The 12275-nt window shown below is 71.0% G+C and carries 9 protein-coding genes, 1 tRNA gene and 1 pseudogene; 8 read left to right on the top strand and 3 right to left on the bottom strand.

Annotated features, from left to right (window positions below):
• Positions 1 to 90: 90 nt before the first annotated feature.
• Both ACFTWP_RS20205 and ACFTWP_RS20210 read left to right on the top strand, forming a co-directional pair.
• Positions 91 to 2217, top strand: a complete 2127-nt coding sequence (locus ACFTWP_RS20205) for a DUF317 domain-containing protein (protein ID WP_380265968.1) — start codon at positions 91 to 93, stop codon at positions 2215 to 2217.
• A gap of 54 nt (positions 2218 to 2271) precedes the next feature.
• A complete protein-coding gene (locus ACFTWP_RS20210) occupies positions 2272 to 3159 on the top strand; it encodes a hypothetical protein (RefSeq protein WP_380265969.1) in 888 nt (295 codons plus the stop codon).
• Positions 3160 to 3272: 113 nt separating this feature from the next.
• Here ACFTWP_RS20210 and ACFTWP_RS20215 read toward each other — a convergent pair whose 3' ends face one another.
• Positions 3273 to 4175: a DUF5655 domain-containing protein gene (locus tag ACFTWP_RS20215; RefSeq protein WP_380265970.1), complete on the bottom strand. Its 903-nt coding sequence runs from the start codon at positions 4173 to 4175 to the stop codon at positions 3273 to 3275.
• A gap of 485 nt (positions 4176 to 4660) precedes the next feature.
• On the opposite strand from ACFTWP_RS20215, the gene ACFTWP_RS20220 reads away from it, so the two are divergent.
• Positions 4661 to 6355 (top strand): recombinase family protein, encoded by a 1695-nt coding sequence (locus ACFTWP_RS20220; RefSeq protein ID WP_380265971.1) that lies wholly within the window; start codon positions 4661 to 4663, stop codon positions 6353 to 6355.
• On the opposite strand, the gene ACFTWP_RS20225 is transcribed toward ACFTWP_RS20220, so the two are convergent.
• Positions 6334 to 6421: transfer RNA gene (locus tag ACFTWP_RS20225), tRNA-Leu, on the bottom strand. The genes ACFTWP_RS20220 and ACFTWP_RS20225 overlap by 22 nt on opposite strands.
• A gap of 470 nt (positions 6422 to 6891) precedes the next feature.
• Between ACFTWP_RS20225 and ACFTWP_RS20230 the strand changes: the two are divergent.
• Positions 6892 to 7365 (top strand): annotated as a pseudogene (locus ACFTWP_RS20230) (ATP-binding protein); the annotation flags it as partial.
• Positions 7366 to 7628: 263 nt separating this feature from the next.
• Here ACFTWP_RS20230 and idi read toward each other — a convergent pair.
• Positions 7629 to 8270 (bottom strand): isopentenyl-diphosphate Delta-isomerase, encoded by a 642-nt coding sequence (gene idi / locus ACFTWP_RS20235; RefSeq protein ID WP_380265972.1) that lies wholly within the window; start codon positions 8268 to 8270, stop codon positions 7629 to 7631.
• 446 nt (positions 8271 to 8716) lie between these two features.
• Here idi and ACFTWP_RS20240 point away from each other — a divergent pair, with 446 nt between their 5' ends.
• The 4 genes from ACFTWP_RS20240 to ACFTWP_RS20255 all read left to right on the top strand — a co-directional run bounded on the left by ACFTWP_RS20240 (position 8717) and on the right by ACFTWP_RS20255 (position 12249).
• Positions 8717 to 9472: a sugar phosphate nucleotidyltransferase gene (locus tag ACFTWP_RS20240; protein WP_380265973.1), complete on the top strand. Its 756-nt coding sequence runs from the start codon at positions 8717 to 8719 to the stop codon at positions 9470 to 9472.
• Positions 9460 to 10521: an iron-containing alcohol dehydrogenase family protein gene (locus ACFTWP_RS20245; protein ID WP_380265974.1), complete on the top strand. Its 1062-nt coding sequence runs from the start codon at positions 9460 to 9462 to the stop codon at positions 10519 to 10521. Before ACFTWP_RS20240 ends, ACFTWP_RS20245 begins: the two co-directional genes overlap by 13 nt.
• Before the next feature lie 70 nt (positions 10522 to 10591).
• The gene (locus tag ACFTWP_RS20250) at positions 10592 to 11329 is read left to right on the top strand and encodes a CDP-alcohol phosphatidyltransferase family protein (RefSeq protein ID WP_380266050.1); all 738 of its coding nucleotides are present in this window, start codon (positions 10592 to 10594) and stop codon (positions 11327 to 11329) included.
• Positions 11326 to 12249 carry a glycosyltransferase family 2 protein gene (locus ACFTWP_RS20255; RefSeq protein ID WP_380265975.1) on the top strand — a complete coding sequence of 308 codons (924 nt, stop codon included), beginning with the start codon at positions 11326 to 11328 and terminating at the stop codon, positions 12247 to 12249. The genes ACFTWP_RS20250 and ACFTWP_RS20255 overlap by 4 nt, the downstream gene beginning before the upstream one ends.
• Positions 12250 to 12275 lie beyond the last annotated feature (26 nt).

Genomic DNA, 12275 nt, shown 5'->3' on the forward strand with positions numbered 1-12275 from the left:
CCCACGGCGCCGCCGCCACCAGTCCCGGCGCCGAACTGAATCCCGGAGAGCCGTATCAGCCCCGCCACCCCGGTCGCGAAGCCGGACCTAATGATCGACGTCACCCCCGCTTACCTGGCCGGCCGCGACTACAGCGACCAAGTCTTCGACCGGCTGTCCGGCGAATGGGCGTGGGGCCGCAGCAGCTCCCGCGAGCTGAGCCAGGACTTCGCGTGGAGCCCCGACCACCGCTTCCGGATCGGCGCCGGACAGCTCGACCCCGGCGCCTGGTGGCACATCGCCGCCGCCCGCGAGCCCCTCGGACCGCCGCAGTGGCAGGCCGCCTTCTCCCAGGAGACCCCGCCCGAGATCGTCACCGCCGTCACGGAGGAGCTGGCCCGCACCGGCTCAGCCGTCGACTGGACCGGCGAGGGACACCCCGCGCTCAAGGAACCCACCGACCGCCGGACCCTGATCCGGGCACTGCGCGACGCCGGCTGGCGCAGCGTCCTGCGCGACGGAACCCTCACCCTGGAAGCCCCCGACGAACACGCCCGCCTCCACATCCGGCTCGACCCGCCGGGCGACCCCCTCGACCTGATGGCCCGCCCCCACGTGCACTTCGAGGCCGGCCCCCGCAGCAACGGCGGATACCCGCCGTACTGGCAGGCGATGCTGACCACCGCGGCACCGACCGTCGTCGTCGAAGCCCTCGCCCACGCCCTCACCGACACCGCCCCGCTGCGGCGCGACCCGGACTGGATGGACGAGCGGCTCCTGGCCCACCTCACCCGACCGGAACCCGACAGCGCCACCACAGGCGCGAGCACGCCGGCGTTCACAGACGAGGACGTCCGGCGGGTCACCGCGCTCAGCATCGCCAACGTCCTGGAATGGGTCAGTTACGGCCCCGCCGAGGAGGTCGCGGTGATGTTCGCCGAGCAGACCATCCCCAGCACACGCGGCCCCGCTGGCGCCGTCACCTGGGGACAGCTGCCGCAGGAGCAGCTCGACCTTGCCACCGCCCTGGTCACCGACCTCGTCCTCGACGCGGCCTGGCGCAGCGAACTCCTCGTCGGCCTGCAGCCCGAACCCGGCCGCCGGAACTGGAGCGCCGCGCCCACGAGCCTGCCGCGAACCGACCTGGCGCTGTCGGACCTGGTGTTCACCAACGACGACCTGTACGAAGCGGCGGCCGTCGTGTGCACGCAATGGATCCACTGGGGCGACGACGAGTCCGGCCTCGGCGACGTCATGGACGACGAGGTCATCGCGAGCACCGCCCACGGCCCCGACCGGCGCACCTGGAAAGACCTCGACCCGGACACCCGCGAGAAGGCCGACCAGGCGGTCCGCGCGCTCTACGCCACGACCGCAACCGCCACACCCACCCTGTTCGCCCCTCAGTGGCTGCCCGACCCGCCGCCCCTGGTGCGCGCCGGCCCCGTCTACCTCGCCGGCCCCGGGCACAACCCCGGCACCGCTGCCCGGCCGCTGCTCGACCGCGGCTGGACCGTCGCCGAGGGCGACGGCGAAACCCTGTACACCAGCCACTGCGGGCGCCTTCGGGCCCAGGCCCGCACCACGGCCGTGGGCACGACCTGGGTGACCACGTCCAACTCCCCACTCAGCGGCGCGGAACGCTGGCGGGCGGAGTTCGACCCACTCACCCCGCCCGAGATCGTCGCAGCACTCCACACCTCGATCGCCGAGAGGCTGACGAGCGACCCCCGCTCCCTCTTCAACCCCGTCCAGCTCCCGGACACGGGCCTGCAACCCCTGATCGAGGCAGGCTGGCACGACTACTACAGCACGCCCGCCACGATCGCCTGGACCGAACCGGACACCGAGATGGCCACGATCGGCCGCAACATCGACCCCACCCGGGACCCCCGCGGCCAGGACACCGACTGGGTGCTCAGCGGCGGCTCCCTCGGCCCCGGCGCCAAGGAAGGCTGGTACGCCAAGCTCTCCCTGCAGACCCCCGCTCCGCTCCTCGCCGCCGTGACCGGCGCGGTGGTCGACCGGGCCCCGGTGGAACGCCTGGGCAGGGACCTGACGCCGGAGCACCGGATCCACCTCGACGTGACGCCGCTGCCAGCCAGCCGTCCCGTACGGTCGACGGCCCGCCGCATCGAGGCGGCACGCAGCCGGACGACCAGGGCGACACCCGAGCCGGTACCGCGGGCCGCCGACGCCGGCACCGCAACCCCTGGCCCGGCGGGCCGGTCCCGCTGACCGCCGCCCGGGGCATTCCATCACCGCACCCGACACGAGCACCCGAAGGACCAGTTGACCACCCCACCGCCCGTCACCCTCTCCATGGGCCTCGCCCACCTGGCACGAGACCCCCAGCAGGACAGCGGTGCGAACCGGCTCGTCCTCAAGGGCCTCCTCGACCACCCCGACCTCGAGGCCACGCTGACCCACGCCATGTCCCGCGAGGAACTGCGCCCGGCCGCGCTCGCTGTCGCCCGAGCCCACGTGGAGACCCTGATCGACGACAGCCTGCCGTGGACCCACACCGCCGCGTCCTGGCTCAGCCGGGCGGGCGCCAACTGGCGGACCTCGGCCCGATTCTGCAACGCGGTGGCCTGGAAGGCCCGCACCCAGCACAACAGCGCCGGCACCCACCTGTACGGCAACAGCCACCTGCACCGCCCCGGCACCGACCACGTCCACGCCCGCGCCCTGCGCCACCTCCAACTCGTCGGCCTGAGATACGACTTCCGCTGCCGGAGCATCACCAACCTGCTCGCCGGCATCCCGGTCGGCCAGCGCTCGCAGTGGGATCCCTACACCCGGGCCCTGCAGGCGTTCGCCCTGCTCGGCCAGTCCAGGACCGAGGGCATCACCGCGATGCGGAGCAGCCTCGACGAGGCCGGCGACGAGCCGGCCGTCGTGCACGCCCTGCTGCACGGCCTGTGGCTGGGCGACGCCCTCCCAGACCAGGCCGAGGAGATCCTGCGGCTCGCCGCCTGGCCGACCTTCACCGACGACGACCCCGTCATGCTGTTCCGCTCCGCCGGCGCGCTGCGCATGCTCGGCCGCCGCGACGAGGCCCTGGCCGCCGTCGAAAACGCGATGGAGGTGCTGGGCCCGAACGACGCCCAATTCCACGCCGACCTCGTGCGCGAGCGCAGCCTGATCACCCAACTGCCCCGCGCACCCCGGAGCTGAGCACCCCGCCGCCGAGCAGCGCCGCAACGGCCACGGGCCGACAGGGAGAACATCCCCCACCGGCCCGTCACTTCGCCCGCATCCGTACACGCCGCCAGGCGGCCCAAGCAGTGCTACGCCACCACGTCGTAGCTGGCCTGCAGCAACGGCGCCGCCCGGTCGAGGTCCGCCGCCGAGGCGATCCGAACCTCCAGGTCCCCGGTGCCCAGATGCCCCAACGAGGAGAGGTCCCGGGTGAACCCCTTCTCCAGCACCACCGACCGCGGGTCCAGGTGCAGGAACACCCGCAGACCGCTGGCCAGGACCGTCACCGTCGCGAAGTTCGCCCCGCGGCGGTAGGCGAAGTAGTGCCGCAGCTCGACACTGTGCGCGTCGCCGAGAGCCAGCAGCCGCCCGTCGAGGTCGGCGTACAGGTCCCGGACCGACTCCGGCGCACCGGCCAGCCGCTGCGCCACCGTCTTGCGGCCGGCCTGCGCGAGGGCGGTCGTACCGCCCCCTGCCCGGGCGCTCGACCCGGCAGTGGAGGCCACCAGGTCCAGCGTCAACAGATCGGCCCCGAAGTACCGGTAGCGCACCAAGTCGATGCGGCGATCGATCTCACCGACGGCGTGGCGGTCGTACTTGCTGTACCCGGCAGCTACGCAGATGATCCGCGGGCTCGTCCAGTCGACCTGCTCCACAGCCACCGGACCGAGCCGTCGCGCGACCAGGTCCTCGAAGTCGCGCCGGTGGTCCCGCAGCCAGGCGAGGTAGTACAGGGCCTGGCTGATGACGTTCTCGTCGCGACCGCGCTTGTACTCCACGACCACGGGCGAGCCGTCCGAGTCGAGGGCGAGCGAGTCGATGCGTCCGGCGTGCACCGGGCCGGTTGACACCTCGGTGGCCACGAAGCGCACACCGAGCAGCGTCTCCATGTTCCGCTCGACGTAGGTCTGCAGGTGCCGCTCCAACTGGGCCGCCGAGCCCGCCAGCTCGTGCGCCTCGCTGCCGCCCACGCGGAAGATCCTCAGTGCCACGGTCCCCCTCGGACTTCCCTGCCGGGCTGTTCCGGCGGATGGACCGGCCAACCTACCTGCACCAAACAACCGGGAACAACGACATGTTGCGCATGTCTCATCGGAGTTGGCAGGGAATAGACCGTGAACTTCGGTTTTCAGTTTCGCTCTCACGCGCCGACTCCCTGCCATCTGATTCCGCGACTACGACCTGCTGGTGTCCATCATCAGGAACTAACTCACCAAGGAGAAGCCATCGGAGAGCGCTCAGTCATCATCCAAACGGAAGGCAAAGCGACGGTGCCCGCAGTCGCCGTGGAGCTGCCCGGTGAACCACCTCTGGTGGATTCGTCCGTGGCGAAAGCCTTGCTTGACCTAATCATTGAAGTCAGCAGAAATGCTGAGATCTACGTCACCGGGAAGGGAGTGGACTAGTTCCCGACGTGGGAGTACTTGTTGGCGCAGGGCAGCGGTTGCCCGTTCACGTTCAAGGAAAGGACGGCTGATTGATCTCCTTCGCCTTCGCAGGTCGATGCTCGACGGAGGACCAGCAGGACCCGGAATCCTCCCGGGAATGGCAACTGTCCCGAGCCAAGGCCCTCATCGCGCCGAAGGGCGGGGAGATCGTCACCCAGTTCTTCGATGTCGGCATGTCCAGGTCGATCCCCTGGCGGCGTCGTCCCCGGACCAGTGATCTCCTCGAAGCCCTCAAGGACCCCAACCGGGGCTTCGACGCCGTCGTCATCGGCGAGCCCCATCGAGCCTTCTACGGAAATCAGTTCGGCAACACCTTCCCTCTTTTCACCCACTATGGGGTTCCCCTGTGGGTGCCTGAGGTAGGCGGGGCCATTGATCCCGAGAATGAAGGCCACGATCTGATCATGTCGGTATTCGCCGGCATGTCTAAGGGCGAGCGAACCCGCATCAAGATCCGTGTCCGCGCCTCGATGGAGGCTCAGACCAAGATTGAGGGTCGTTACCTCGGCGGGCGCCCGCCATACGGATACATGGTAGTGCCGTACGCGCCGCATCCCAACCCGGCTAAGGCAGCCGACGGCAAGATGCTCAAGCGCCTGGAGGTGGACCCGATTGCCGCAGAAGTGGTGCGGCGGATCTTTCGCGACTTCCTGCGAGGACTGGGGATCTACGCTATCGCCGAGGCATTGACCCGCGATGGCATCCCTTGTCCCTCCGCCCATGACCCAGCCCGAAACCCGCACCGCGTCGGCATCGCTTGGGCGAAGAGTGCTGTCCGGGTGATCCTCACCAATCCTCGCTATACCGGCCATCAGGTATGGGCCAAGCAACGGAAGGATGAAGTCCTCTTCGACACCGAAGACGTGACGCTTGGTCACATGCCAGTGATGCGCTGGAATCCCAGCGACAAGTGGATCCACTCCAGTGAACCCGTCCACGAGGCCATCATCGACCAGGAGACGTTCGAGCAGGCACAGGCCGTTCTCGCCTCCCGTGGCCGTGGCCCGAAGAAGCAGACGGGCTACCGCACCACGAACCACTACGCCTTCAAGAGCGCCCTCCGCTGCGGGTTGTGCAACCGCAAGATGCAAGGTCAGCAAAGTCACGGCGAGCCGTACTACCGCTGCCGCTTCCCCGACGAGTACGCGCTCGCGAACCACGTTCAGCACCCGCGCAACGTCTATGTTCGCGAAGCGGACCTCGTCGGGCCGCTGGACGCCTGGATCGCCCGGGCCTTCGCTCCCGGCCGCCTTGAGCGCACCCTGGCAGCCATGGTTGACGCCCAGCGGGACGACTTGTCGACGGCGACGGACGGCTCGGCGGCCGAGGACGCTCGACGAGTCATCAAGACGAGCGACGAGAAGATCGCTCAGTACCGGAGCGTGCTCGAAGCCGGCGGAGACGCAAAGCTGGTTGCCCTCTGGACCAACGAGGTCCAGGTGGCCAAGGCTGAGGCGCAGATCCGCCTGAAGGCCCTGCCCCGGCCAGGGGCACCTGTCTCGGGGAAGCAGATCAAGGCTCTGGTCGCCAAGATCGCCGACATGGCAGCCGCGATCAGCCACGCGAGGATCGAGGTGAAGACACCCGTCTACCAGGCCTTGGGGCTGCGAGGCACCTACTACCCGGGGGAAAACAAGGTGCGGGTCGAGGCGAACCTCGACCCGCACCTTCTGAGTACTAGATCTCCCCGTGGGGAAATGGTTGGTGTCCGAGGGGGGACTTGAACCCCCACGCCCGATAAAGGGCACTAGCACCTCAAGCTAGCGCGTCTGCCATTCCGCCACCCGGACAGGGTGTGTGCCTCGGGGTTTCTCCTGCTGTTCCCCTTGGCGACAGAGAGAACACTACCAGGGTTCTGGAGCGCTTCTCACCTGCGTTTCTGTGCCCGCCCGGTTGGCCGGCCGCCGGCGCCGGCGGGCCGGGCGGGCCGGCCCCCGGGTGGCTGGGTCCGACCGGGAGGCCGGGTGTGCCCGGGGTCCCCGGTGCGGGTGGGGGCACCGAGGAGGCGGCTTCCGGGAGGCGACCGGTGAGATGAACGATCCGGCTGTCCCTGGTGAATCTTTCTGGCAGATGTACGACAAGAAGCGGTCGGAATCGGGCGTGAGCGGTCCGACACGGGCAAGTTGTCGACGCTACCGTGGTGTCCGCCGCCGCTCTCCTAGCCTCTGTGGACCAAGGGAGCCATGAGTGGAACGCCTGATTCCCGACGTCGGCGGCAGCCGGTGAAGCCTCCCGTCACCAGCACGAAGGGCGGCTTGACGTGGAACAGATCAGCGGGGCGGCCGAGCCCGGGGCGAGACGGCCGGGTGCCGGTCCCGTCGAGGGCGCCTGGCGGATCTCCGTCCTGGCCCAGGAGTCGTCGGTTCCCAGGACCAGGCACGCGGTACGGGACAGACTCCTCGCCCAGGGGATGTCCGGCTGGCGCTATCAGGAACTCATCGACGACCTGCTCCTGATCGTCTCCGAGCTGGTGAGCAACGCGGTGACGCACGCGGCGGTGCTGTCGCCCCAGGTCACCACCGAGCTCACGATCGGCGGGGGCACCGTGCGGATCGCGGTCGAGGACGGCCACCCGTACCGCCCGAAGGCCCTGGAGAGCGATCTGGGGCAGCTCGGCGGGCGCGGGCTGCTGCTGGTCAAGAGCGTCACCCTGCAGGCCGGCGGGGTCTGCGACGTCGAGCGGACGCCGGACGGCGGCAAGGTCATCTGGGCGGCGCTGCCGCTGCCGCCGGCCGCCGCCGAGGAGTCCGCGCAGGGTTCGGGCGACCCGGCCCTGCGCGCCCACGTCCCGGAGCCGGCGCGGATCCCGCGGGCCACCGCCGTCGTGCAGGTGCTGAGCTCGCTGCAGCCGCTGACCGGCCCGCAGCCCCCGGTCGCGCCGCAGGGCGACGGCGGGACGCCGGCCCGCACCTGACGGGCACCGGCGGGGCCCGGGCCCAGCCCGGCCGGCCGGCGCCGGGCCCGGAGACGGGCCCTGGACGCCTGCCGTCGGTCCTGCTACCAGTCGCGTCCGGCGATCTCGCGGATCCCCGGCAGGGCGGCCTCGAAGACCGTCCGGAACCAGACCGAGAACGGCCGCTCCGACTCCAGCTCCTTGAGCTCCTCGGCGCTGACGAAGGCGAAGTCGTCCACCTCGTCGGGGTTGGGCAGCACGGGGGCGGTGACCAGGCCGACGAACAGGTGGTTCCACTCGCGCTCGATCAGGCCGGAGGCCTCGTCGGGCAGGTCGTAGCGGACGGTGCCGGCCTCGCAGAGCAGGGCGGGCGCGACGCCCAGCTCCTCCGCGGTGCGGCGGGCGGCGGCCACGAAGGGCGGCTCGTCCGGGTAGGGGTGGCCGCAGCAGGTGTTGGACCAGACCCCGGGCGAGTGGTACTTGCCGAGCGCGCGGCGCTGGAGCAGCATCCGGCCTTGGCGGTCGAAGAGGAACACCGAGAAGGCGCGGTGCAGCCGGCCGGGCTGCTGGTGCGCCCAGAGCTTCTCGGCCGTCCCGATCGTGACGCCCTCGTCGTCGACCAGCTCCAGGAGGATCTCCGGCCCGCCGGTCTCGTCGGCGGGTTCGTCGACGTCGGTCTCGACGTCGAGACCGGTGTCGATCTCGGAGCTGAAGTGCGTCGGGTTGGTCGGGGGACTCTGCGGCATGAGGCCTCTTTCGGGAGCACCGGTGGCGTCGCGCCCCAGTCTGCCGCATGGGTGGGGTGGATTCCCGCCCGACGCATTGTTGGCCGCTCCTGCGCTTTCGAATAGGAAACCCGTTCGATCGGAGTCCGGGTCCGATCACTTTCGATCATGAGTCCGGGGCCGGCCGCCCCCGGACGCCGCCGCCGCGGGCCGCCGCCGTCCGCCGTCCGCAGCCGCCCCGGGCGCGTTCGGGCTGGTGGTCGCGGTCGCCTACCATCACTAACACGGCGTACCGCCCCCGCGGCGGTACCGGAGCGCCACCCCACGTGGCCGGCGCGGGCATCCGGTGGGCAGGTGGCCGGGTGGTACGGGATCACTCCCGTGAGGCCGTCCCGCGCGGTCGCTCGCACGCCCACCTCCGTGCGCGGCGCTCGAACAGCGGAGCACGACGGATCAGGAGACACCGCATGATCGGCCTCGTTCTGGCAGCCGGCGCCGGCCGCCGGCTGCGCCCGTACACCGACACCCTGCCCAAGGCACTGGTGCCGGTCGACGGCGAGCGGACCGTCCTGGACCTCACCCTCGGCAACTTCGCCGAGGTCGGTCTGCGGGAGGCGGCCATCGTGGTCGGCTACCGCAAGGAGGCGGTGTACGACCGCAAGGACGCCCTGGAGCAGAAGTACGGCGTCAAGCTCACCCTGGTCGAGAACGACAAGGCCGAGGAGTGGAACAACGCCTACTCCCTCTGGTGCGCCCGGGACCTCTTCGGCGAGGGCCTGCTGCTCGCCAACGGCGACACCGTGCACCCGGCGTCGGTGCAGCGCACCATGCTGGACGGCAACGACCGCCTCGCCAAGGAGGGCCGCGCCCCCGGCATCCTGCTCGCCCTCGACACGGTGAAGAAGCTCGCCGACGAGGAGATGAAGGTCGTCGTCGACCCGGCCACGGGCGTGCGCCGGATCACCAAGCTGATGGAGCCGGTCGAGGCGACCGGCGAGTACATCGGCGTGACGGTCATCAACCCCTCGGCGGCCGAGCAGCTCGCCGACGCCCTGCGGACCACCTTCGAGCGCGACCCGCAGCTGTACTACGAGGACGGCTACCAGGAGATGGTGAACCGCGGCCTGCGGATCGACGTGCAGCCGATCGGCGAGGTCTCCTGGGTCGAGGTGGACAACCACGACGACCTGACCAAGGCGCGGGAGATCGCGTGCCGGTACTGACCCGCCTGGTCCCGTCGCCGGTCTTCGTGGAGATCCGCTCGGGGGCCCTGGACGCGCTGGCCGGCATCCTCGCCGACCAGCGGCTGTCGGCCGCCGGGCGGATCGCCATCGCGATCAGCAACGGGTCCGGTGCGGTGCTCCGCGCGCGCCTGGAGCCGGCGCTGCCCGGCGCCGACTGGTACAGCGTGGACGACGGGAGCCTGGACAGCGCGGTGCGGCTGGCGGACCGGATGCGGGCCGGCCACTACGACGCCATGGTGGGCCTCGGCGGCGGCAAGATCATCGACGCCGCGAAGTACGCCGCCGCCCGGGTCGGCCTGCCGCTGGTCGCGGTCGCCACCAACCTGGCCCACGACGGCATCTGCTCGCCCGTCTCGACCCTCGACAACGACGCCGGGCGCGGCTCGTACGGGGTCCCGAGCCCGATCGGCATCGTGGTCGACCTGGACGTGATCCGCGAGGCGCCGCAGCGTTTCGTGGCGGCCGGGATCGGCGACGTCATCTCCAACATCTCGGCCTGCGCGGACTGGGAGCTCTCCCAGGCCGTGACCGGCGAGAAGGTCGACGGACTCGCCGTCGCGATGGCGCGCTCGGCCGGCGAGAACCTGCTGCGCCACCCGGGAAACCTCCAGGACAAGGACCTCCTTACGGTGCTGGCGGAAGCCCTGGTACTGTCCGGCATCGCGATGAATATCGCGGGCAGTACCCGGCCCTCCTCCGGTGCCTGTCACGAGATCTCGCATGCCCTGGACGTGCTGTACCCCAAGCGATCCGCCCAGCACGGCGAACAGGTGGGCCTCGGGGCCGCCTTCGCCAGCTTCCTGCGGGGCGAGCGCGAGCTGACCGGTCTGATCGTGGAGCGCCTGGCGCGCCACGGCCTGCCGGTGACCGCAGCTCAGATCGGTTTCACCGAGGCGGAGTTCACCGAGGCGGTGCACTACGCTCCGAACACCCGTCCGGGTCGCTTCACCATCCTTGAGCACCTAGACCTCTCCCCATCAGCAATCAGGGACGCGTACGCCGACTATGTCCAAGCCGTCAACGACTGACCGCCCTCCGGTCGACCTCACGGTCCGCCCCTCGATCGAGGAGCTCCGGGCCGTCATCCATCCGGAGGGCATGCTCCAGCGCCGCAGCGCCGAGCACTGGGCGGGACGCCTCTACATGCGCAGCATCTCGCTGCGGATCACCCGGGTGCTGGCGCCGGTCACCTTCATCACGCCCAACGGCCTCACCTACCTGATGATGCTCACCGGCGTCCTCGCCGGTGCGGCCCTGGTCGTGCCCGGCCTGGCCGGGGCGGTGCTGGGCGCGCTGCTGATCCAGCTCTACCTGCTGCTGGACTGCGTGGACGGCGAGGTGGCCCGCTGGCGCCGCCAGACCTCCCTCACCGGGGTGTACCTGGACCGGGTCGGCCACTACATGTCCGAGGCGGCGCTGCTCACCGGCCTCGGGCTGCGGGCCACCGACCTGTTCCACCGCGAGGGCGCCGCCTCCCACTGGGAGTGGGCGTTCCTGGGCACGCTGGCCGCGCTCGGCGCGATCCTGATCAAGTCGGAGACCGACCTGGTGGACGTGGCGCGGGCCCGCAGCGGCCTGACCGCCGTCGAGGACAGCGCCTCGGTCCCGCGCTCCTCGGGCGTGGCCAGGGCGCGCAAGGCCGCGGCCTTCCTGAAGTTCCACCGGCTGGTCGGCGCGGTGGAGGCCTCGCTGTTCGTCCTGGCCGCCGGCGTCGCGGACGCGGTGCACGGCGGGCTGCTCTTCACCCGCCTCGCGGTGGTCGTGCTGGCCGCGATCGCCATGCTGCAGACCGTCCTGCACCTGCTCAGCATCGTCCTCTCCAGCAGGCTCCGATGAGCGCCCCGGCCGCCGCCGCCGGCGCCGCCACGACCCGCCCCGAGGACTTCCGGCTCGGTGCGGTGATCATCACCATGGGCAACCGCCCGGCCGAGCTGACCGCCCTGATCGACTCGGTGCTCGCCCAGCAGGGCCCCGCCGTGGAGCTGGCGGTGGTCGGCCAGGGCGCCGCGCTGCCGCCGCTGCCGGCGGGGGTGCGTTCGGTCGAGCTGCCGGAGAACGTCGGCATCCCCGGCGGGCGCAACGTCGGCATCGAGCTCTTCGGCCCGAACGGCCGGGACGTCGACGCCGTGCTGTTCCTGGACGACGACGGCCGGCTGCCCGGCACGGACTCGGCCCGTCTGCTGCGCGAGGCCTTCGCCGCCGATCCGGAGCTGGGCATCGTGAGCTTCCGGATCGCCGACCCGGACACCGGTGTCACCCAGCGGCGGCACGTCCCGCGGCTGCGGGCCAGCGACCCGCTGCGCTCCTCCCGGGTGACGACCTTCCTGGGCGGTGCCAGCGCGGTGCGCTGCACGGTCTTCGAGCAGGCCGGCCAGCTGCCCGCGGAGTTCTTCTACGCCCACGAGGAGACCGACCTCGCGTGGCGGGCGCTGGACGCCGGCTGGTCCATCGACTACCGGGCCGACGTCGTCCTGCACCACCCCACGACCTCCCCGGCCCGGCACGCCACGTTCTTCCACAACGTGGCCCGCAACCGGGTCTGGCTGGCGAGGCGGAACCTTCCCGCCCTGTTGGTGCCTCTTTACCTGGGAACCTGGTTCCTGCTCACGCTGGCCCGCCGCCCCTCCCCGGAGGCGCTCAGGGCCTGGCTGGGCGGGTTCCGGGCGGGTTGGCGCGAGCCCTGCGGCGAGCGTCGGCCGATGCGATGGCGTACTGTGTGGCGGCTGACCAGGTTGGGCAGACCGCCGGTCATCTGATCGCAGCGGCCGGCGGGCACACCGCC

Origin of the sequence: Kitasatospora sp. NPDC057015 (genome assembly GCF_042673745.1) — a bacterium.
Taxonomy (GTDB): Bacteria; Actinomycetota; Actinomycetes; order Streptomycetales; family Streptomycetaceae; genus Kitasatospora.